This is a genomic window from Salimicrobium album, from assembly GCF_900107115.1.
GTDB classification, from domain to species: Bacteria; Bacillota; Bacilli; order Bacillales; family Halobacillaceae; genus Salimicrobium; species Salimicrobium album.
Genome location: NZ_FNOS01000005.1, coordinates 116,385 through 136,188 on the forward strand (window position 1 = coordinate 116,385; position 19,804 = coordinate 136,188).

Consider the following 19,804-nt stretch of genomic DNA (forward strand, 5'->3'; position numbering starts at 1 on the left):
AACCTTCTAAAATTAAGTTAAGAAATGGAGGGCTCCCATTGCTTGATCAGAGATCATATAAACTTTTCGTGGAATTAGTTAATCACGAACGAATGACAAAGTCGGAAGTGATGCAGTACCTGAATTTGACGGAGAGGCAGCTTCAGTATGATTTAGAGAAGATAAACGACACATTGACTGGAATGGAATTAGATCCGATTGAACTCCAGGATCAATCATTCAATATGAGTGAGGCTGCAAGAAAATTTCTTCCTTCGGAGTTGTTTCCCGATATTGATACGAAGCAGTTTATCATTTCTGAGGGAGACAGAGAACTGTTGATTTATTTGTACACTTTTATCAGGCAAGGTAATTTATCAAATTATCACTATCAGTGGTTGCTTGGTGTGAGTAAAAACACTGCTTTGGCAGATGTTAAAAAGCTCAAAACATTCTGTGAAAAGTGGCGGGTATCCTTAGTATACACAAGAAACGCAGGTTATCACCTTAATGGAAGTGAATTGGACAAGCGAAGGATAGCTTTTTATTGTATTGATTATTTACTCTCTCAGCCTCTAGGAAAAGAGATTATTATACTCGCCCTTAAATCATGGGGACAAGAAAATAATCTAGTTTTCATGCAGGAAATGATTGACTCCTACTTGGAAGAGCACAGCATTGATCTTGTGAAGAGCCGTAAAAATGAAGCTGTCTTTCACCTTGTTTTTGTGTACGTTCGAAGTAAAAGTGAAGGTTTAGCTTTTTCGGATTTTGAAAAGCAGCTTATACAGCGACAGTCCCTATATCAGAAGGGAGTAATGCTGGCTCAAAGAATTTTTGGAGAAGATTGCAGCGAAAATGAGAGTTACTTTGTAACAATACAACTGTTAGTGTCTCAACAAGAAGTTTTCAATAACGAAAACCCTTTTCTTCAAGAATTATCTCAACAATTAATTAATGAGTTCGAAAAAAACACTTTACTACCGATTAAAAGCAAAGATTTTTTTGAACGAAGTATATATAACCACCTAGTTCCTGCATTTTTCAGAATAATGTTTGAAATGCCAATAGTTAACATTATGACTCCGAGAATTAAAGCTGATTATCCAGAACTATTTCAATTCGTGAAGAAATCTTTAGCGCCGTTGTCTATGTGGACCGGAAAAACAATTAACGAGGACGAAGTCGGTTTCTTTACACTATTGTTTGGTGGTTATCTTGAAAGAACTAAAAAGACTGAGTCTATCAAGTTGAAAGCAGTAATTATCTGTTCTAACGGATTAAGCTCTTCTATTATGATCAAGGCACAGTTACGAGAAATGTTTCCGGATATTCGTTTTTCAAGCGTTCATACAGTTCAGGAATTCAACAAGATCACCTCTGAAACATTCGATATGGTTTTTTCGACGATCGATGTAGTGTCAGCGAAACCGGTTTTTAAGATTAAACCGCTTCTCTCCAAAATCGAGAAAAAATATCTTATCCAAATGCTACTATCAAAATTCCCGATGTTGGAAAACAGAACTATTCCTGTAAATCAGATAATGGAAATCATAAATAAACACGCCGATGTGAAAAACGAGCACGAGCTTTTCTCTGAATTAACGAATTTACTTTATTCAAACAATATAGAAAGAGGGAGTTATAAACCAATGCTTTCTACGCTATTAACAGAAGATATGATTCATTTCACCGACGAGGAGTTAGAATGGAGAGAGTCAATCAGAAAAGTATCTTATCCGTTAGTTAAGACTAATAAAATTCAGAATGATTATGTGGAAGCGATGATTAAAAACGTAGAGGAAATTGGTACGTATATCCACATAGGGAAAGGTATAGCAATACCACATGCAAGACCTGAAGCAGGCGTGAACAACCTGGGGATGTCTTTTCTAAGAACAAGAACTCCAGTAAAGCTGTTAGGAAAAGAAGACCATAAAATTGATATCTTTATTTGTTTAGCAGCTATTGATAGTGACGCTCATTTAAGAGCTTTAGCACAATTGACCAGACTACTGGGTGACGACGTAAAATTGGAAGCATTAAAAGCAGCCGAAAGTTCTCAACAGGTGATAGAAATAATAAAAGAAGGAGAGGAAAAAGAATGAAAATATTAGCGGTATGTGGTTCGGGGTTGGGCACAAGTTTTATGGTAGAAATGAATATTGAACAGGTTTTGAAAGAATTGGGTGTAACAGGTGTAGAGGTATCTCATTCAGATTTAAGCTCTGCCACTCCTCAAGATGCAGACGTTTTCTTTTTAGCTAAAGATATTGCTGAAGGTGGGGCACATCTGGGAGAAATAGTGGTCCTCGATAATATTATTGACATGGAGGAATTAAGGGAGAAAGTTAAGCAACTGGCTGAAGAGAAAAATTTAATATAAACGAAGCTTTATCCAGGAGGGAATGATTGAGATGGAAGGTATTTTAAGTTTATTAGTGGATGTTATGAGCGAGCCAGCTATCCTTGTAGCTTCAATAGCTCTGGTAGGACTGCTTGCTCAAAGAAAAAACTTATCAGATACCATGAAAGGAACGACCAAAACCTTTGTCGGTTTCCTCGTTATTGCTGCAGGTGCAGGACTATTGGAGAGAGCTCTTTCTCCATTCGGAGCCATGTTCCAGGAAGCCTTCAATATGACGGGAGTCGTTCCAAATAATGAAGCTATTGTAGCATTAGCACTAACAGAGTATGGTTCCAATACAGCTTTAATAATGTTTTTCGGTATGGTGGTAAACATCCTAATAGCCAGATTCACAAGATTTAAATATATATTTCTCACAGGGCACCATACGCTTTATATGGCTTGTATGCTAGCAATAATCATGGCGGTAGCCGGTTTCAAGAGCGTCGGGCTGATAGCAGTCGGTGCAGTAGCGCTAGGTATTATTATGACGTTATCTCCAGCTATTGTACAACCGTTCATCCGCAAGTTGACAGGAAACGACAACGTAGCGTTGGGTCACTTCAGTGCTGTTGGTTATGCTATCAGTGGACTTGTCGGTAAAGCAGTGAAAGGTAAAAAAGAAATAACTTCTACAGAAAAAATTGACTTTCCTAAAGGTCTTGGCTTCTTACGCGACAGTACTGTGAGTATCGCTTTAACTATGACTGTGATGTACATCATTGTAGCTTTGTTTGCAGGACCAACGTTCATTGAAGGAGAACTGAGTGAAGGTACAAATTTCTTAGTTTACTCTTTTATTGAGGCAGGTAACTTTGCTGCCGGTGTATTCATCATTCTTTCCGGAGTACGTCTGGTTCTTGCGGAAATTGTACCAGCTTTCAAAGGGATTTCGACGAAGCTTGTTCCAAATGCAAAGCCGGCTCTGGATGTCCCGATTATCTTCACCTACGCACCTAACGCTGTTTTGATCGGTTTCTTTTCCAGTTTTATGGGAGGCGTATTTAGTCTGGTAGTTATGACTTTCGCAGGATCGACGATTATTCTTCCCGGCGTTGTGCCTCACTTCTTTACCGGGGCTGCAGCTGGTGTCCTGGGCAATGCTACTGGAGGGGTAAGGGGTTCGATAGCGGGATCGTTTGTGAACGGTATAATTATATCTTTCCTGCCTATTTTCCTGCTTCCGGTACTGGGAGAACTAGGGTTTGCTAATACCACTTTCTCTGACGCTGACTTTGGTGTATCAGGTATATTCTTCGGTACCTTGGCCAACTATGCTGGACCAATAGCGATTGTAATCAGTTTGGTCGTAATTCTTGCACTGATGGCCATCCCTTTTGGAAAGAAAAAGAAAGTTCAGCAGTAATAAAGCTAATACAAAGAGTGACATTTTCAAAATCGCTTGAACCTTTTGCTATTCTGTCATGTTACAAGGTAAGTTATGTGACAGCAATTTATTGAGTGAGTAATCGAAAATTATTAAGGGAGAGATTTTGATGAACACAACGAGCGAAAAAATATCTGACCTGTCTATTAATACAATTCGAACACTAACCATAGACAGTGTGGAAAAAGCACAGCACGGGCATCCTGGTATGCCTATGGGTGCAGCACCAATGGCTTACAGCTTATGGAAAAACGTTATGAACATGAATCCTGAAAACCCTGATTGGTTCAACAGAGACAGATTTGTCTTATCAGCTGGTCATGGTTCTATGCTGCAATATAGTCTGTTACATCTGGCAGGGTATGACTTGCCACTAGAGGAATTGAAAAAGTTCAGAACGTATGGCAGTAAAACACCCGGTCATCCGGAATTAGGTGAGACTCCGGGAGTGGAAATAACTACAGGCCCATTAGGTCAGGGTATACCGGCCAGTGTGGGGTTGGCGTTGTCTGAGAGACACCTGGCTGAAAAATATAACCGGGATGGCTATCCTATAGTCGATCATTATACGTATACAATTTGCGGAGATGGAGATTTGATGGAAGGGGTGTCTTACGAGGCTGCTTCATTTGCAGGAAATATGAAATTGGGACGTCTGATAGTTTTATATGACTCGAATGATGTAAGTCTGGATGGAGATCTTGAACAGTCATTTTCGGAGAACATCAAAAAACGGTTCGAATCTTGTGGCTGGCAATATTTGTTTGTAGAAGATGGGAAAAACGTTAACGCTGTTGAAAAAGCTCTGAATGAAGCAAAAGCTGATGAAAGCCGGCCTACTATAGTCGAAATTAAAACTATGATTGGTTACGGCGCTCCTTCTATAGAAGGTACAAGTGATGCCCATAGTGACCCTATAGGTTCAGAAGAAATCAAAAAAGCAAAAGCTTTCTACAAATGGGATTATACGGAAGCTTTTCATGTTCCTCAGGAAGTGTATGATGACTTCAGTGTAATAAAAGAAAATGGGGAACGAAAAGAAAAAGAATGGAATCAATTGCTTGCTGAATATAAAAATGAACATCCTGAGTTGTATAACGAGTTCCAACGCGTTATACAAGGTGAACTTGCAGAGCAATGGGAGGCAGACCTTCCAAACTTTGAAGAGGGTGAAGTTTTGGCTACAAGAGCCTCTGCCAGTGAAGTGTTAAATGCGCTGGCTGACAAAGTGCCCGAACTGGTTGGAGGATCTGCAGATTTAGACTCCTCGACGAAAACAAGATTAAAGAAATATGCTGATTTGAATAGTGATAACTATTCAGGACGTAATATTTGGTTCGGAGTCCGTGAATTTGCTATGGGTGCGATTGCTAATGGGATGGCTCGTCATCATTTGAGACCTTTCGTCAGTACTTTCTTCGTGTTTTCTGACTATATGAGGCCGGCTATCCGTCTAGCCTCGCTTATGAAATTGCCTGTTACGTATGTTTTTACTCATGACTCTATAGCAGTAGGACAAGATGGTCCTACTCATCAGCCTATAGAACAATTGGCATCTTTCAGAGCTATGCCAGGCCTTAATGTAATTCGCCCGGCGGATGCTAATGAAACGAAAGAGGCCTGGAAATTAGCTTACTCTCAAACGGGAGGTCCTACAATGCTTGTGCTGGGTAGACAAGGTTTACCTACACTGCAAGGAACAAACGAACTTGCCCAAAGAGGTGTGCAAAGAGGAGCTTATATTATTTCAGAGTCTTCAAAACCGGCGGAAGGGATATTGATCGCAGCGGGTTCTGAAGTGAGTCTGGCTATCAGTTCACAAAAAGAACTGGAAAAAGAGAGTGTATATGTAAACGTGGTCAGTATGCCTTCATGGGAACTTTTTGAAATTCAGTCTAAAGAGTATAAAGAAAGTGTACTCCCGAGTCATTTGAAAAATCGTCTTGTGGTAGAGATGGGTTCAAAATTAGGATGGAGAGAATATGCGGGTGAAAGGGGAGAAGTAATGTGTCTGGACACATTCGGTTCTTCCGGCCCTGGCGAAGAAGTAATAGAGCAATTCGGTTTTACTGTAGAAAATGTAGTGAAACGATTTAAAAAACTTTTAAGTTAATAAGTAGAAGAAGGCGGCCTTTCAGGTTGCCTTTTTCTATAGGGAGGTTTTGGGAATGGAATGGATAGATTACCACCTTCACACAAATCATTCTTTTGATTCTAAAGCTTCAATGGAGGAGGTTTGTAGGGAAGCGATAAGGAAAGGTGTCGCTGAAGTATGTTTTACGGAACATTATTCGGTTAATACCAAGTTGCCAACATATGGCCATATGAATTTCGAAGACTATTTTTATAGCATTCAGCAGTGCAGGGTTAAGTTTAAAAATGAAATAATTATAAAAGCTGGAATTGAATTGTGCGAGCCTCATTTGATGAAAGATACCTACACTGATAAGTTGAGCGGTATAGAACTGGATTTTATTTTAGGTTCCGTGCACAACATAAATGAAGAGAAGCTTAGGAGCTATATGTATCATAAAACCCCTGAAGAAGTTTATAACGACTTCTTTGAAGAGGTTTATCGTTTGGTTTCGTACTCTGATATAGATGTTATAGCCCATTTTGATTTAATGAAACGTTATGGGATGACCTCAATAGGAAATTATAACTTTTTAAAGCATCGTGATATTATAGAACGAATTTTGACCAAAGCTATTGAACGGAATATCGGTCTTGAAATTAATACCTCCGGGTTAAGAAATGAAAAAATTAATGAAGCGTTTCCCGGCATGGATATCTTAGCGATGTATAAATCTCTGGGCGGGGAAATACTCACAATCGGTTCTGATTCTCACGACGCAAAGTCAGTGGGGGGTCATTTTAAAGAAGCGAGGAAAATAGCTAAAGAAGCAGGGTTCCAGTACATTTTTAAATTTGATAAAAGAAAACCTTCAAAATTTGTCATATGAAAAGTAATACAGTGAGATTCTCGAAGCAGCAACGTTTATCTTTCTGAGAGGTAATCTTTAAATTAAAATAAGAAATTAAAAGGAGGATTTTTGAAATGGGAAGATTGGATAATAAAACAGCAATAGTCATCGGCGGTACTTCCGGTCTCGGAGAGGCGACTTCGAAAAAGTTTGCAGAAGAAGGCGCCCGCGTGGCAGTCGTCGGTCTGGAAGAAGAGAAAGGGGAAGCAATCGTCAAAGAGATCAGAAAGGCGAAGGGAGAAGCCGTTTTTGTACAGATGGACGTTACAGATCGCGAGTCTGTGCAGAACGGGATAAACAAAACCGTGGAACAGTTTGGCACGGTGGACGTACTTTACAACGGCGCCGGAGTGCACGACGCTTATAAAAACGTAGTGGAAACGGATGAAGATACGTTCGATAAATTGATGAACGTGAATGTGAAGGGGCCGTACCTGGCAGCTAACGCCGCGGTGCCGATATTCCTGGAAAAAGGTAAGGGAACGATTATAAACATCGGTTCTCAATCCACGTTCGTTGCCGGAGCGGGCGGCAACACTTACGTTACGAGTAAACACGCCATACACGGATTTACAAAACAGCTGGCGTACGACTTCGGCAGCAAAGGCATCAAAGCGAATCTGATTGCTCCAGGATTCATTGATACACCTATGACGAAAGGCATCGATGATGAGAGGCTGAAAGATATTCCTGCCGGAAGAGCCGGGAAACCGGAGGAAATTGCTGCAGCGGCTGTCTTTCTTGCATCGGATGAGTCAGACTATATGCAGGGTGCGGAATTGAAAGTCGACGGCGGCTGGACCGTCGGCCGGTGACAGATATAAGAATAATTAGAGTGTAAAAAAAGGGAGCCGCTGTTTCAGTCGGCTCCCTTTTTAACGTTAGAATCTTATTGCTCCACAGGAGCCAGCTCTTCTTCCGTTACCCACTTGTGGTTCTCCACTTGTTCTTCCGTATCGGTTGTCGTGAAATCGACCATATATACGGTAGTTTCCTTCGCAGAGTCGATAGTGGCTGTGGCTCCTTCCATGCCTTTCATATGAGTAGCAGTCATTACCGCTTCTTCGCCTTCTTTCATCGGAGCTTCTCCCGGATTTTCAAATTCCTCATGGATCACCCATTTATGGTTCTTTACCGGGTCTCCCCCGTTCGTAGGTGTATAGGAAACAGTATAGACCGTTGTGTTAAAAGCGCCGGAAATTGTACTTTCCGCACCCTTCATCCCTTTCATATGTTCGGCTTTGATTTCAGCTTTGTCACCGATTGCAAATTCAGGGTCTTCCGCTTTTTTCAGACCAGCCGGTACGGAGCCGTCACTGGACATCTCTTCCGCTGAGTGTCCCATTCCTCCCTCAGTGTCTTCTTTCTGTTCTTTAGTGTCTTCTTTTTGTTCTTCCTGTTCTTTTTTGTCACCCGAACTTTCTGTTTCTTCTGCGGAATTCCCGCATGCAGCGAGTAATGCGGCCAAAAAGAGAGCCATTACACCGAAGATAATTTTCTTTTTCATTTATTAATCCCTCCTGAATCATTAATGTCACGTATATGGTACCTTTTCTATGTGCATTTTTCGTGCACCTCCGGTGACAGAATGGCGACAGTATCAAATGTATAAATGTTGACATATAAGGTGACTTATTTTAAGATATAATTATCTTGAAATCGAGATAAAAAACCTCAGACATTTGAATATGCAGATGAAAACTATCAATTAAAGGAGTTGTAACACATGACAGACGGTTTATTAGGAATTCACCACGTAACAGCGATTACGGACGATGCAGCAAGGAACTATAAATTTTTTACAGAAGTACTTGGTATGAGACTGGTTAAAAAAACGGTGAACCAGGACGACATTCAGACGTACCATACGTTTTTTGCAGATGACGTAGGCTCTCCGGGTACAGACGTCACGTTTTTCGACTTTCCGAACATTCCGAAAGGAAGACGCGGCACGAACTCGATCTCGAGAATCGGTTTGCGCGTACCTGACGATGCGGCACTTGAGTATTATCAGGATCGGTTTGAAGAGTTCGGTGTAAAAAATGACGGCATCCAGGAATTATTCGAAAAAAAAGTTCTTCCATTCGAAGAAGCTGACGGTCAGAGATTCCAGTTGTTTTCCGATGAAAACGATAATGGCGTAGCGCCAGGCACGCCATGGAAGAACGGTCCGGTTCCGGAAAAAAAAGCCGTATACGGTCTTGGTCCGATTGAAATCACTGTAAGCTATTTCGATGATTTCAAAAAATTGCTCGGTGACGTATACAAAATGAAGCCGATCCGCGAGGAAGAGGACGTAACGCTTCTGGAAGTGGGCGAAGGCGGTAACGGCGGTCAGGTTATCCTGCGGAAAGATGAAACATCACCTGCACGTCAGGGGTACGGCGAAGTCCACCACGTCTCCTTCAGAGTGAAAGACCACGATACTTTGAAACAGTGGGAAGAGAAGTATAATGAACTCGGCATGGGGCACTCCGGAAATGTGAACCGCTTTTATTTCGAAGCCCTTTATACACGCATCGGAGACATTCTTGTGGAACTTTCCACGGACGGTCCCGGATTTATGGGTGACGAACCTTACGAAACGCTGGGAGAAAGTCTGTCCCTTCCACCATTCCTGGAGTCACAGCGTGAACAGATCGAAGCGAAGGTCCGCCCTTTCAACACGAAACGTTCCTGAACAGGCAAACGGAAATATAAACATTTCTTTTAAAAGGGAGTTGTTTACAAATGGAACACATTTATAAGGAAAATAAAAAAGGCGCCCCGGTATTTATACTGCTGCACGGTACAGGTGGTACAGAAAACGATCTCGTTCCTGTAGCTCAGCTGCTGAATCCTGATTACAACATTTTAGGCATCCGGGGGAACGTTCAGGAAAACGGTATGAACAGGTACTTCAAACGTCACGGAGAAGGGAAGTATGACTGGGAGGATCTCGAATTCCGTGGTAATGAACTGTACGAATTCATTACACAGAAGGCTGAGGAATATGGTTTTAAACTGGAAGATGCAGTACCTGTCGGCTTCTCGAACGGCTCCAACATTGCTATCCAGATGATGCTCAAACATCCGGAAGCATTCAAGAAGGCTGCGCTGTTTGCGCCTCTCTATCCGGCAGACGTAGAAGAGAAGCAGGATTTCAGCGAAGTAGAAGTCTTTCTGTCTCTTGGCAAAGGGGACCCGATTGTTCCTGAATCCGAAAGTGAAAGAGTCATCAACCTTTTTGAGGAAAGAGGAGCTGACGTCACGACTGCCTGGGTGCAGGGACATACGCTTACAGAAGACGTAGCGCGCAAAGCGAAAGAATGGCTCAACAAGTAGTGATATACGGGAGTTGAGGAGGCACAGTGAATCGGGAAATTGTCCTTCGGCAAGCCCGGTATCCCTCTCTAAAAGACGATTTTCGCCAAACGTTTTGTTCATTCCAAAAGAATGGACAAAACGTTTTTTATGCTCCGTATTGAATGAAAGAAGTTTTCCTTTCTTACGACGAGGGAAACCATACTCCATTACAAACGCAAGGAGAGGAGGACAAAGATGGAACGGACAAAAATCCCTCCCATTTCTATTATCGGGCTTTTGACTTTAGCTATCATTTTCGGAGGGTTCCGGTATGGATACGGTCTTCTCCTCCCTGATTTCCGGGAGTCTTTCGGTCTGTCTGCTTCCGCGCTTGGTGTAATTTCCAGTTTGACTTTTATAACTTTTCTGGTGGGAGCACTTGCTGTAATCATCTTCATTTCTAAATCAGGAGCGAGATTTATGATCCTCGGTGGTATATTGACCGCCTCCACCGGTCTCTTAGTAGCGGCACTTACGAATAGCTGGCCGGTTTTCGCTGTTGCCTGCCTGATAGCCGGCTTCAGCCCGGGGCTCACCTGGACTTCCTTTTCCGAAAGTGTGAGCGAGAACGTAAAGCAGAGCGTACAAAAGAGGACGCTTTCCTTCATCAGTACCGGGTCCGCGATAGGCCTGGTGCTTCTTTCTCTTTTGTACATACTTCTTAGCGGAGAGTGGAGATGGACATGGGGAGGAGCGGCAGTGGTCGGTTATCTCCTTTTCCTCTGGGCTTACAAATCCGTCCCTTATCAACGCAGGGAGGGGAGGAAGACCGCTATTAAAATGGAGGATCTCCGCCCTTTATTCACGAAAGCCTCTGTCCCGTTTTATCTGGCCTCTTTCTTGTTCGGAGTGACCGAATCGACGTACTGGACGTACTCGGCAGATTTCGTTACCGAAAATTTTACCGTCCCGGATGCCAACGCTATCCTTTTTCTTGGGGCGGGGGCGGGCGGTATCGCCGGTATCTGGGGAGGCGATATGGTCAGCAGACTCGGGATGAGGAAAAGTTTCATAGTTACTATTTTCTTTTATTCCCTCAGCATTACAGTACTTTATTTCTCTGAAGGATGGCCAGTCGTCCTGACCTCCGCCTTCGTCTTCGGTGCTTCGTTTATGCTTTACGCCGCTTATCTGCCTATTTGGAGTGCACGTGTATTTCCGAAAATACCTGCCCAGGGGTTCAGCATTTGTGTGATAATATTGAATGTAGGCGCTATCATGGGTCCGGCCGCTTTTGGATGTTAACGTTCGCCGCCTATAAACTGATTTTTTTGGTTACGGGGGTCCTGGCGCTGTCGAAGCTGCTGGTTCTTCCTTTGCAAGAACAGGATTTCAGGGATGATTTTTCTTCGTAATAATGAGTCTCAGCCGCGACCTGGAACAGACGCCGGCTGATGAAAGGGGAAATGGAGATGTCGCTGCCGCTTGAATCGGTGCGAGTGCTGGATTTGACGCGCTTACTGCCCGGACCTTACTGTACGCTGATGCTTGCAGACTTCGGAGCAGAAGTAATCAAGGTGGAAAATCCATACAATGGGGACTATGCCAGAGGGTATGAGCCGAATCTTGATCAGGATAGCGCTTTTTTTCATTCACTGAATCGGAACAAGAAGAGTATCTGCCTGGATTTGAAAACGGAAGAAGGGAAAGGGTATTTCCTGGAACTGGTGAAACAGGCAGACGTTGTTGTAGAATCTTACCGGCCGGGAGTGATGGAGAGGCTCGGTCTTGACTATGAACAGCTGAAGAAAGTGAATGACCGCCTGATCTATTGCGCAATCACCGGGTATGGGCAGACCGGCCCTTACCGTAATCAGCCCGGCCATGATGTGAATTACATAAGCTATGCCGGGCTGTTGAATCTGACAGGAGAGAAAGAAGGGAAGCCGATTATCCCTTCGGCCCAGATTGCCGATATCGGCGGAGGGGCATTGCCCGCTGCTGTCGGTATTCTGCTTGCTCTGCTGGAGCGCGAAAAATCCGGAACAGGGCAGTTCGTCGATATTTCCATGCTTGACGGAGTCGTATCGTGGATGCAGCTGCTGCTCCCTGCTTTTTTTAAGGAAGAAGAGGAACCGAAGCGCGGAGAACAGATGCTGAACGGCGGGCTGGCCTGTTATGAAGTGTATCAAGCGAAAGACGGAAAATGGCTCTCGGTGGGAGCGCTGGAACCGAAGTTCTGGAAAAACTTCTGCGAAGCCATCGGCCGTGAAGATTTGATTTCACACATCAATTCTCCTCCGGAAGTACAGGAGAAGATGAAGTCGCAGATCAGCGGTATCGTATTGACGAAAACTTCTTCGGAATGGATGGAAGTCTTCCGTGAAGTGGAAGCCTGCGTCACGCCGCTGCTTACCTTTGAAGAAATGATAAAAGATCCACAGATAACTGCGAGAGAGATGATCCGGACGTTCGAGCACGATACGCTCGGTTCTATAAGGCAAATAGGGATTCCTGTAAAATTATCGGGCACTCCTGGGATCATCCACTCCCGTGCACCAAAACTCGGGGAACATACGGATGAAATACTTAAGAAGATCGGCATGAAGAAATGAAGTTGGCTCGACATGAAAAACAACCCGTGACTTTAAAGTCGCGGGTTGTTTTCGTAAGAGTTGATTATTCCTCATTCTCCACGTGCCGGCCATAATCGGGTACGGCAATTTCTTCGAAGTTATCGGTCAAATAACTGAGGTTTTTACTGAGTTCGTTATTTTCCATCGGGAGCCCGTGTCCCGTAATAGCGCGTACAGGGTTCAGGTCCCTTAACTTCCGGACGGAGGTATGGGAGGCTTTCCAGTCAGGAGTAAAATAACGGGGAGGACCGCTGATGTCCTTCTTCTGTAAGGTTACATCCATCAGGTTCTCCTGTTTCACTGTAGTGAACGCGTCCCCGGCAATCAGTGTCTGATCTTTTTCTCTCCACAGGGAAACGTGGCCGGGAGTATGACCGGGAGTGTGGATCCACTTCCACTCTTCTAGGAATGGCACGCTGCCGTCATCCGGAAGAGGATAGACCATATCTCCGAGATTTACAGGGTCTTTGGGGAAAAGACCGGACAATTTAGCTACAGCTCCTCCCTGTACGGATGGATCCGGCTTCATATAAGCTTTTTCTCCGCGCAGGAAAGGAAGCTCCCGTTCGTGAGCGTATACAGGAACATTCCAATGCTCGACAAGCTCCACGATGGAACCTACGTGATCAAAGTGTCCGTGAGTCAGTACGATAGCTTCAGGGGGATTATCTTTACCGAAAGTTTCCTCTGCTTTACTGATAATTTCCCCGGACGAATTCGGCATACCGGCATCGACCAGTACCCAGACGTTATTTGATTCATTTGCAACGTAGCATAAATTCACAATTTGCACAGTATGATACCAAACGTGATCCGCAAGCTTTTCGAATTTCCCGCTTTCTTTGGAAGTTGCCGGGATATTTTTATAGTCTTCTCCGTATTGCATGTCATCTTTCATGTTTCTGCCTCCTTTGCCGTTCGTTATCTTCATGTGTAAATTTTACCCTTTGCATTTTCTGCTGAAACATGAGCGGGAGTCCCCCTTTTCTTAAAAACATCAAAAACAGAACAGTTTGAATTATGGGATTTTCATTTACAATAAGTACTATACTTATAAAAGGGGCAATTCATTTATGAAAACAGAAATGACTCAACAGTTTGAACAGTATCTTGGGAAATTCAAAACCTCGGCTTCCGAAGATGTACAGAATAAGATGGCGCAGGCAATTGAAGAGCTGGAAGCTTCCGAAGAAGGAAACGGCTTATCCAAAGGAACGAAAGCACCTGATTTCACTTTGCCCGCCGCTGACGGGACGAACGTACGACTTTATGAAAAGCTGAAACAGGGCCCTGTAATCGTGACATTTTACCGCGGGTCGTGGTGCCCGTACTGCAATATGGAACTGAGAGCTTATCAGCAAATCGTGAATGAGATTCATGAAGAGGGTGCGGAGCTGATTGCTGTCAGTCCTGAAACTCCGGATCAGTCTCTTACCACACAGGAAAAGCACGATCTCGAATATGTCGTGCTGAGCGACAAAGGTAACGAAGTGGCCGGTCAGTTCAATCTGGTTTATCAGCTGCCTGATTATTTAGTGGACGTTTACAAGGAGAAAGGGCTTAATGTCGATGAGCACAACGGGGATGACAGGTGGAAACTGCCGGTTTCGGCTACGTATATCATTGATACCGACGGCACAATCGCCTATGAATATACAAAATCGGACTACAAAGACCGTGCTGAACCATCAGAGGTCCTGCAAGAGTTGAAAGCCCTCCGAAAATAAAATGAGGCATTTCCTCTTTTGTCATTATTATTGAATAAAAGCCCCTCTGAGGGCCGGATGCTACTTTCCGGTTTTCAGGGGGGGCTGTTCAGTATTTATCCCGGACTGGGTATTACAAGCCGTAAACGGTCATGCCGCCGTCAACAAATATATTCTGAGCACTTACATAACCGGAAGCGGCTGATGCGAAGAAGAGGTAAGGAGATTTCAGTTCTTCGAGCTGACCCAGCCTCTTCATAGGGGAGCGGTTTTCCACCGCCTTACGGAAGTCTTCGTCCGCAAGGTCACTTTCGTTGAATTCAGTTTCGAAGAACCATGGACTCACTGCGTTCACCGTAATGTTATAAGGAGCGAGCTCTAAAGAGAGCTGTTTCGTCTGGTGAATGACGGCCGCTTTACTCGTACCGTAAACGGAACTGAAAGATAAACTCACTTCTCCGGCTACGGAAGCGGTATTGATGATACGTCCATAGTTTTGTTCTTTCATGTAGGGAAGGACGGCTTGAGTTGTGAAGAATATGGATTTCGCGTTCGTTTCCATTACCTGGTCCCATCCCTGTTCGTCGAGGTCTTCCACAGTCCCGGGAACTAATGTCCCTGCGTTGTTTACGAGGATGTCTATTTGACCGAAATCGTCGTATATATTACTGAGGAACTTTTGGATGCCCCCGGAGTCGGTGACGTCTCCCTGATATCCCTTTACGGTATTACCGGTTTTGTCATGAATCTCTCTGGCAGCTGCTTCTGTCTTCTCGAGCGTACGGCCTACGATAGCTACGGTGGCTCCGCTTTCGGAAAGACCTTCTGCTACAGTTTTCCCGATTCCGCTGCCTCCACCGGTTACGATTGCTGTTTTTCCTGTATTGTTGAAAAGTTCCATCAGTATCGGACTCCTTTTTGTGATGAGGGTGTAATTCCAAGTGTTGCACAAGGAATGGAGCACAGTCTACGTTATCTTCCTGGCACATTCAAATGATCGGTTTGCAACGGTGGAGCGCTGGAAAATCTACCCGTAATACTGAATATTTCACGATTTCATGTATAATGTAGTCACAGTAATTGTCCTGCTTCATAAAACGAGATGGGAGCGGGGGAGAGCGGAGGAATAGTATGCGGAAAAGGATGGGAATTATTTTTGGAATTATCATTCTTGCTTTTAGTGCGTTTCTGATTTTCGGTAACCCGGAAAGTGAGAACGGCACGCAGGAAGAGAAAGATACTTCCGAAAACGAAAATGAGGAATCCGGTGTTCGTCCGGTGGAAATCTTTTCCCGGGCTGAAGAAGGAGAGGTGCCCGGGGTGCCGTTCACAGTCGGCGAAACGAATCGTGAAGAAGTGCGGGAGAAGTGGGGGGAACCGGAAGAGACGTCCGAGGAAAAAGGGGAGACTGTACTGGACTATTCTTCCCGCAACGTGGAAATCGGCCTTAGCGGGGATATGGTGACTATGCTTAAATCGGATAGGAAAGAAGAGACTTCCTTCGGCATCGACGAGCTTAACTCGCACAAAAAGCCCGACCGTACGGAAGAGAAGGAAATCGAAGAGGATCGGACACTTGTCTATACGCTTTCCGAAGGACGGGTGCTGGAATTTGTTTTTCTCCGGGCGGACGATGAAGCGGAGGACACAGAAGTGGACTACGTGACGCTGAGTGCGGGGACACTAGGAGCGGACGATGCGAAAATCAGTAACATGAGTCTTGATGAAAAGATCGGTCAAATGATCTTCGGCGGCGTCAGCGGTACCGAAATGAATGAGGAAACGCAGGAAGTTATTGAAAAATATCACGTGGGCGGTCTTATTCTGTTCGGCAATAACATTACGAGTGCCCCACAGACCGTCGATTTTTTAAATGAGATGAAGCAGGTTAATGAAAACAATCCTTACCCGCTTCTGCTCGGAGTGGACGAAGAGGGCGGACGGGTGTCACGTATGCCTCCGGAAGTCACTAAACTTCCGCCGGGCGGGGAGATAGGAGAACTGGACGACCCTGATCTCGCTTTTAAAACCGGTGAGATTCTCGGGGCGCAGATGAATGAGCTCGGCTTTAATCTGGATTTCGCCCCCGTTCTGGATGTGAACAGTAACCCGGACAACCCTGTCATCGGAGACCGCTCCTTCAGCAGCGATCCGGAGACCGTAAGCGAACTGGGTATTCAGGTAATGAAAGGAATTGAAGAGCAGGAAGTGATTCCTGTCATCAAGCACTTCCCGGGGCACGGAGACACGAGTGTAGATTCCCATCTGAACCTTCCGAAAGTCACGAAAAGTTATGAAGAATTGAAACAGATGGAGCTTGTACCGTTCAAACAGGCTATCAAAGCGGGAGCGGACGTCACGATGACCTCCCACATTCTGCTTCCGGCCTTCGATGAACAGTACCCGGCTTCGATGTCTGAAGCGGTGATTACGGACGTTCTGAGAGACGATCTCGGTTTTGAAGGTGTAGTCATTACGGATGATTTAACGATGGGGGCTATTACGAATGAATACAGTGTGGAAGATGCGGCCGTGGAGACGGTGAAAGCCGGAGGGGACCTGCTTCTTATGGCACATGATTCCAACCTGATTTCCACTGTTTTTAACGAACTGAAAACAGCTGTCGAGAACGGGGAGCTGTCGGAAGCAAGAATAAATGAGAGCGTCGCACGCATCGCAGACTTGAAGGAGAAATATCAGATTACCGGGGAACAGACGCCTTCTCCTGATTTTCAGCCTGTTAACCGGAAAGTGGAGGAAGTGCTTGAGCGGGTGTCCTGACAAACACTATTAAAAAGTTCTGCTGCGAGGAAAAGGAAGAAGGACAGGGAGTTCTCGTAATCCGACGTACAGCACTATAATTCCGCAGGAGATTTTTCAACTGCGAACCGGGAGGAAAAAGCATGAAAGAAATCATCTTATCCACCGAAAGCGGTGCCGACCTGCCAGAGGATTTAAGAGTAAAATACAATCTTTACACAGTTCCTATGCACATTATTATGGATGATAAGGATTATCCGGACGGTTCTCTCCCCGTGGAGGAGATCTACAGCTATTATGAACGCACGAAAAGAATTCCATCCACTACGGCTACGAACGTACATGAATATGAAGAGCTTTTCACTGCAATCCGGAAGGCACATCCGGGGTGCGAGATTATTCATATCGGTTACACCTCAAAGGCATCTTCCTCTTTTCAGAACGCCGTTATTGCCGCGGAAGAATTTGAGGACATACACCTCATCGACGCTTTGAATGTAACAGGAGGGCTTGCTGCAGTCGTACTTTGTGCTGCAGAAATAGTGAAGAAGGAGCCGGAAATTGAAGTAGAACAGCTGATTGAAAGGATAGAACAGACGGTACCCAAAGCCAGACTGTCATTTATCCCGGGGAGTCTTGAGTTTCTGAAAGCAGGCGGCCGGGTGAGCAATGCAGGGTCACTGATTGGAACGCTGTTGAAAATAAAACCCCGGATAGATCTGAGAGACGGAAAATTGATTTCAACGAAGAAGTACCGGGGGAAAATGAGAGGAGCCGGAAAGAAACTGCTCCACGATTATTTCGGTGAATACAACCTGGATTCTGATCAGCTGTATTTCATTTACTCTGTCGGTCTGGACGAAGAAATTAAGCAATTGATGGAAGAGACAGCTGAAGATTACGGTTTTCGAAACATCAGATGGATTCAGGCAGGAGGTATGATCTCCACACACTCCGGTCCTGGTGGTTTCGGGGTGGCCGGCCTCGAGAAATAAAAGGAGGGATACAAGTCAGGGCAGTCGTCCGGGCTTGTGTTTTTTCTGTTCACTTACGTAATAGTCCAGTACATAACAAAATCGGATTTTGGCAGCAGAGCAGAAACCCATTCAACGATTTATAAAAGGAGTCCAGCTATGAAACTTGATCGGATAAACCATATATTGAAAGAAGAAGCAGTGGCGCTCCTGGACGGATTGCCTAATGTAACGATTAAAGGAATAACTTATAACTCGCAGGAAGTGAAGGCCGGGTACCTTTTCTTTGCAATCGAAGGATATCAGAGAGATGGCCACGAATATATCCAGGACGCAGTCGGGAAAGGTGCGGTTGCCGTTATAGGAGAACAGGAGGACGTGGAAGTTTCCGTCCCTTATATTCAGGTGGCTGATGGCCGGAGAGCATTAAGCATAATCAGCGATTATTATTACGGCTTCCCGGCAGCAGACAAGACGGTAATCGGAGTAACGGGCACCAACGGCAAGACTACGACAGGGCACCTTTTAAAAAGTATGTTTGAAGAAGGCGGGGTTTCCTGTGCCCTTTTCGGCAGTACGGGTAATATCGTCAACAAAGAAAAGCACCCGGCAGGGAACACAACTCCTACATTGCTGGAAATCAACAGGCTCCTTGCGGTAAGTGATGATGAAGTTGTAATTGTGGAAGTGTCTTCCCATGCTCTGACGCAGCACAGAGTGGAAGGTCTTGTGTTCGATTATGCCCTGTTCACCAACCTTTCCCACGACCATCTCGATTACCACGGTTCCATGGATAATTACTTCGCTGCTAAAAAGAAGCTGTTCCGTATGCTGAAAAAGAATGGGAAAGGGGTAATCAACACGCAGAATGAATGGGGAGAGAAGCTTGCCGGTGAACTGAGGAAAGAGAATACTTCCATCGTGTCTGTCGGTGCCGGAGAAGACAGTGATGTGAGCATCAGTGAATATGACGGCGAGGCAGGGGAACTGCACCTTCGTCATAACGGAAAGGGAATCTTTCTGGAACCATCGGTTGCCGGTATCCACAACATGTATAACATAGCTATGGCGTATAGTACCGTGAAGCTGATGGGAATAGAGGAGGAGACAGTCGCTCGGGCGGTTGCCGGCTTCAAAGGAGTGGAGGGCAGGTTTTCAGTCCACTATTTATCCGGAGATCGTACAGTAGCGGTCGATTACGCCCACACCCCGGATGCCCTGTATCATTCCCTGGAAACAGTCAGAAGTCAGTGCTCTGGTAAATTTATCCATCTGTTCGGTTTCCGGGGGGACAGAGACGAGGAGAAAAGAGAAGAGATGATTACAGTTTCCGCCAGAATGAGTGATCAGTATATCCTGACTCTCGACGACCTTAATTCGATTTCGAAAGAAGAGATGGAACAGACCCTTTATGAACTTCAGCGCCGGTATGGACGGGAGAATGGGGAGGTTATCCCCGATCGTACGCTGGCTATCGAAGAAGCTCTGATAAGGAGCGGAGAGAAAGACTGGGTGGTAATTACCGGTAAGGGGGAGGAATCGTATCAGCAGGAATATCATTACCCTGCATCCACTGATGCGGAGACGGTTTTTTACCTGGAAAAAAGCATAACCCGGAGGTAGCTCTCTCCGGTACGAAGGGTGCCTGATGTTTAACATTTGCAGAAATAGGAAAGACTCTCTTGT

At 44.9% G+C, this 19,804-nt stretch carries 17 protein-coding genes; 14 read left to right on the forward strand and 3 right to left on the reverse strand.

All coding sequences use genetic code 11. The features are described 5' to 3' along the window. Positions 1–38: 38 nt before the first annotated feature. The 6 genes from BLU03_RS10245 to BLU03_RS10270 all read left to right on the forward strand — a co-directional run bounded on the left by BLU03_RS10245 (position 39) and on the right by BLU03_RS10270 (position 7,572). Complete coding sequence (locus BLU03_RS10245) at positions 39–2,087, forward strand: BglG family transcription antiterminator (protein ID WP_093107604.1); 2,049 nt, start codon at positions 39–41, stop codon at positions 2,085–2,087. After that, the gene (locus tag BLU03_RS10250) at positions 2,084–2,365 is read left to right on the forward strand and encodes a PTS sugar transporter subunit IIB (protein ID WP_093107606.1); all 282 of its coding nucleotides are present in this window, start codon (positions 2,084–2,086) and stop codon (positions 2,363–2,365) included. The genes BLU03_RS10245 and BLU03_RS10250 overlap by 4 nt, the downstream gene beginning before the upstream one ends. Before the next feature lie 31 nt (positions 2,366–2,396). After that, the gene (locus BLU03_RS10255; protein WP_093107608.1) at positions 2,397–3,752 is read left to right on the forward strand and encodes a PTS ascorbate transporter subunit IIC; all 1,356 of its coding nucleotides are present in this window, start codon (positions 2,397–2,399) and stop codon (positions 3,750–3,752) included. 130 nt (positions 3,753–3,882) lie between these two features. Continuing rightward, a complete protein-coding gene (tkt, locus tag BLU03_RS10260; protein WP_093107610.1) occupies positions 3,883–5,886 on the forward strand; it encodes a transketolase in 2,004 nt (667 codons plus the stop codon). A 55-nt stretch (positions 5,887–5,941) separates the two neighbouring features. Continuing rightward, positions 5,942–6,736, forward strand: coding sequence for a histidinol-phosphatase HisJ family protein (locus tag BLU03_RS10265; RefSeq protein WP_093107612.1), 795 nt, complete (start codon positions 5,942–5,944; stop codon positions 6,734–6,736). 95 nt (positions 6,737–6,831) lie between these two features. Further along, the gene (locus tag BLU03_RS10270) at positions 6,832–7,572 is read left to right on the forward strand and encodes an SDR family NAD(P)-dependent oxidoreductase (RefSeq protein WP_093107614.1); all 741 of its coding nucleotides are present in this window, start codon (positions 6,832–6,834) and stop codon (positions 7,570–7,572) included. A 74-nt stretch (positions 7,573–7,646) separates the two neighbouring features. Here BLU03_RS10270 and BLU03_RS10275 read toward each other — a convergent pair whose 3' ends face one another. Beyond that, positions 7,647–8,264: a YdhK family protein gene (locus BLU03_RS10275; RefSeq protein ID WP_093107616.1), complete on the reverse strand. Its 618-nt coding sequence runs from the start codon at positions 8,262–8,264 to the stop codon at positions 7,647–7,649. 219 nt (positions 8,265–8,483) lie between these two features. Here BLU03_RS10275 and mhqE point away from each other — a divergent pair, with 219 nt between their 5' ends. The 4 genes from mhqE to BLU03_RS10295 all read left to right on the forward strand — a co-directional run bounded on the left by mhqE (position 8,484) and on the right by BLU03_RS10295 (position 12,657). Beyond that, entirely contained in the window at positions 8,484–9,437 is a 954-nt protein-coding gene (gene mhqE / locus BLU03_RS10280) for a ring-cleaving dioxygenase MhqE (protein ID WP_093107618.1), read from the forward strand. 50 nt (positions 9,438–9,487) lie between these two features. Continuing rightward, positions 9,488–10,081 carry an alpha/beta hydrolase gene (locus BLU03_RS10285; protein ID WP_076571215.1) on the forward strand — a complete coding sequence of 198 codons (594 nt, stop codon included), beginning with the start codon at positions 9,488–9,490 and terminating at the stop codon, positions 10,079–10,081. Between the two features lie 216 nt (positions 10,082–10,297). Next, on the forward strand, positions 10,298–11,347 hold the full coding sequence (locus tag BLU03_RS10290; RefSeq protein ID WP_093107620.1) for an MFS transporter: 1,050 nt from the start codon (positions 10,298–10,300) through the stop codon (positions 11,345–11,347). A gap of 167 nt (positions 11,348–11,514) precedes the next feature. Further along, the gene (locus BLU03_RS10295) at positions 11,515–12,657 is read left to right on the forward strand and encodes a CaiB/BaiF CoA transferase family protein (protein ID WP_093107622.1); all 1,143 of its coding nucleotides are present in this window, start codon (positions 11,515–11,517) and stop codon (positions 12,655–12,657) included. A gap of 64 nt (positions 12,658–12,721) precedes the next feature. Here the strand turns inward: BLU03_RS10295 and BLU03_RS10300 are convergent, their stop codons facing one another. After that, positions 12,722–13,576, reverse strand: coding sequence for an MBL fold metallo-hydrolase (locus BLU03_RS10300; protein ID WP_093107624.1), 855 nt, complete (start codon positions 13,574–13,576; stop codon positions 12,722–12,724). 175 nt (positions 13,577–13,751) lie between these two features. Between BLU03_RS10300 and BLU03_RS10305 the strand changes: the two genes are divergently transcribed. Continuing rightward, positions 13,752–14,405, forward strand: coding sequence for a peroxiredoxin-like family protein (locus BLU03_RS10305; protein ID WP_093107626.1), 654 nt, complete (start codon positions 13,752–13,754; stop codon positions 14,403–14,405). 112 nt (positions 14,406–14,517) lie between these two features. On the opposite strand, the gene BLU03_RS10310 is transcribed toward BLU03_RS10305, so the two are convergent. Continuing rightward, a complete protein-coding gene (locus BLU03_RS10310) occupies positions 14,518–15,285 on the reverse strand; it encodes an SDR family NAD(P)-dependent oxidoreductase (protein WP_093107628.1) in 768 nt (255 codons plus the stop codon). Between the two features lie 230 nt (positions 15,286–15,515). On the opposite strand from BLU03_RS10310, the gene nagZ reads away from it, so the two are divergent. The 3 genes from nagZ (at position 15,516) to BLU03_RS10325 (ending at position 19,741) form a co-directional block, all read left to right on the forward strand. After that, positions 15,516–17,165, forward strand: coding sequence for a beta-N-acetylhexosaminidase (gene nagZ / locus BLU03_RS10315; RefSeq protein WP_093107630.1), 1,650 nt, complete (start codon positions 15,516–15,518; stop codon positions 17,163–17,165). A gap of 122 nt (positions 17,166–17,287) precedes the next feature. Next, positions 17,288–18,139 (forward strand): DegV family protein, encoded by an 852-nt coding sequence (locus BLU03_RS10320; protein WP_076571225.1) that lies wholly within the window; start codon positions 17,288–17,290, stop codon positions 18,137–18,139. A gap of 138 nt (positions 18,140–18,277) precedes the next feature. After that, on the forward strand, positions 18,278–19,741 hold the full coding sequence (locus tag BLU03_RS10325; RefSeq protein WP_093107632.1) for a UDP-N-acetylmuramoyl-L-alanyl-D-glutamate--2,6-diaminopimelate ligase: 1,464 nt from the start codon (positions 18,278–18,280) through the stop codon (positions 19,739–19,741). Positions 19,742–19,804: the final 63 nt, after the last annotated feature.

Bases quoted from the DNA above. Each gene is read 5' to 3' on its own strand.
- mhqE (WP_093107618.1), top strand. From the start codon at position 8,484: ATGACAGACGGTTTATTAGGAATTCACCACGTAACAGCGATTACGGAC.
- BLU03_RS10250 (WP_093107606.1), top strand. From the start codon at position 2,084: ATGAAAATATTAGCGGTATGTGGTTCGGGGTTGGGCACAAGTTTTATG.
- BLU03_RS10285 (WP_076571215.1), top strand. From the start codon at position 9,488: ATGGAACACATTTATAAGGAAAATAAAAAAGGCGCCCCGGTATTTATA.
- nagZ (WP_093107630.1), top strand. From the start codon at position 15,516: ATGCGGAAAAGGATGGGAATTATTTTTGGAATTATCATTCTTGCTTTT.
- BLU03_RS10320 (WP_076571225.1), top strand. From the start codon at position 17,288: ATGAAAGAAATCATCTTATCCACCGAAAGCGGTGCCGACCTGCCAGAG.
- BLU03_RS10295 (WP_093107622.1), top strand. From the start codon at position 11,515: ATGTCGCTGCCGCTTGAATCGGTGCGAGTGCTGGATTTGACGCGCTTA.
- BLU03_RS10300 (WP_093107624.1), bottom strand. From the start codon at position 13,576: ATGAAAGATGACATGCAATACGGAGAAGACTATAAAAATATCCCGGCA.
- BLU03_RS10305 (WP_093107626.1), top strand. From the start codon at position 13,752: ATGAAAACAGAAATGACTCAACAGTTTGAACAGTATCTTGGGAAATTC.
- tkt (WP_093107610.1), top strand. From the start codon at position 3,883: ATGAACACAACGAGCGAAAAAATATCTGACCTGTCTATTAATACAATT.
- BLU03_RS10255 (WP_093107608.1), top strand. From the start codon at position 2,397: ATGGAAGGTATTTTAAGTTTATTAGTGGATGTTATGAGCGAGCCAGCT.
- BLU03_RS10310 (WP_093107628.1), bottom strand. From the start codon at position 15,285: ATGGAACTTTTCAACAATACAGGAAAAACAGCAATCGTAACCGGTGGA.
- BLU03_RS10290 (WP_093107620.1), top strand. From the start codon at position 10,298: ATGGAACGGACAAAAATCCCTCCCATTTCTATTATCGGGCTTTTGACT.
- BLU03_RS10265 (WP_093107612.1), top strand. From the start codon at position 5,942: ATGGAATGGATAGATTACCACCTTCACACAAATCATTCTTTTGATTCT.
- BLU03_RS10270 (WP_093107614.1), top strand. From the start codon at position 6,832: ATGGGAAGATTGGATAATAAAACAGCAATAGTCATCGGCGGTACTTCC.
- BLU03_RS10275 (WP_093107616.1), bottom strand. From the start codon at position 8,264: ATGAAAAAGAAAATTATCTTCGGTGTAATGGCTCTCTTTTTGGCCGCA.
- BLU03_RS10325 (WP_093107632.1), top strand. From the start codon at position 18,278: ATGAAACTTGATCGGATAAACCATATATTGAAAGAAGAAGCAGTGGCG.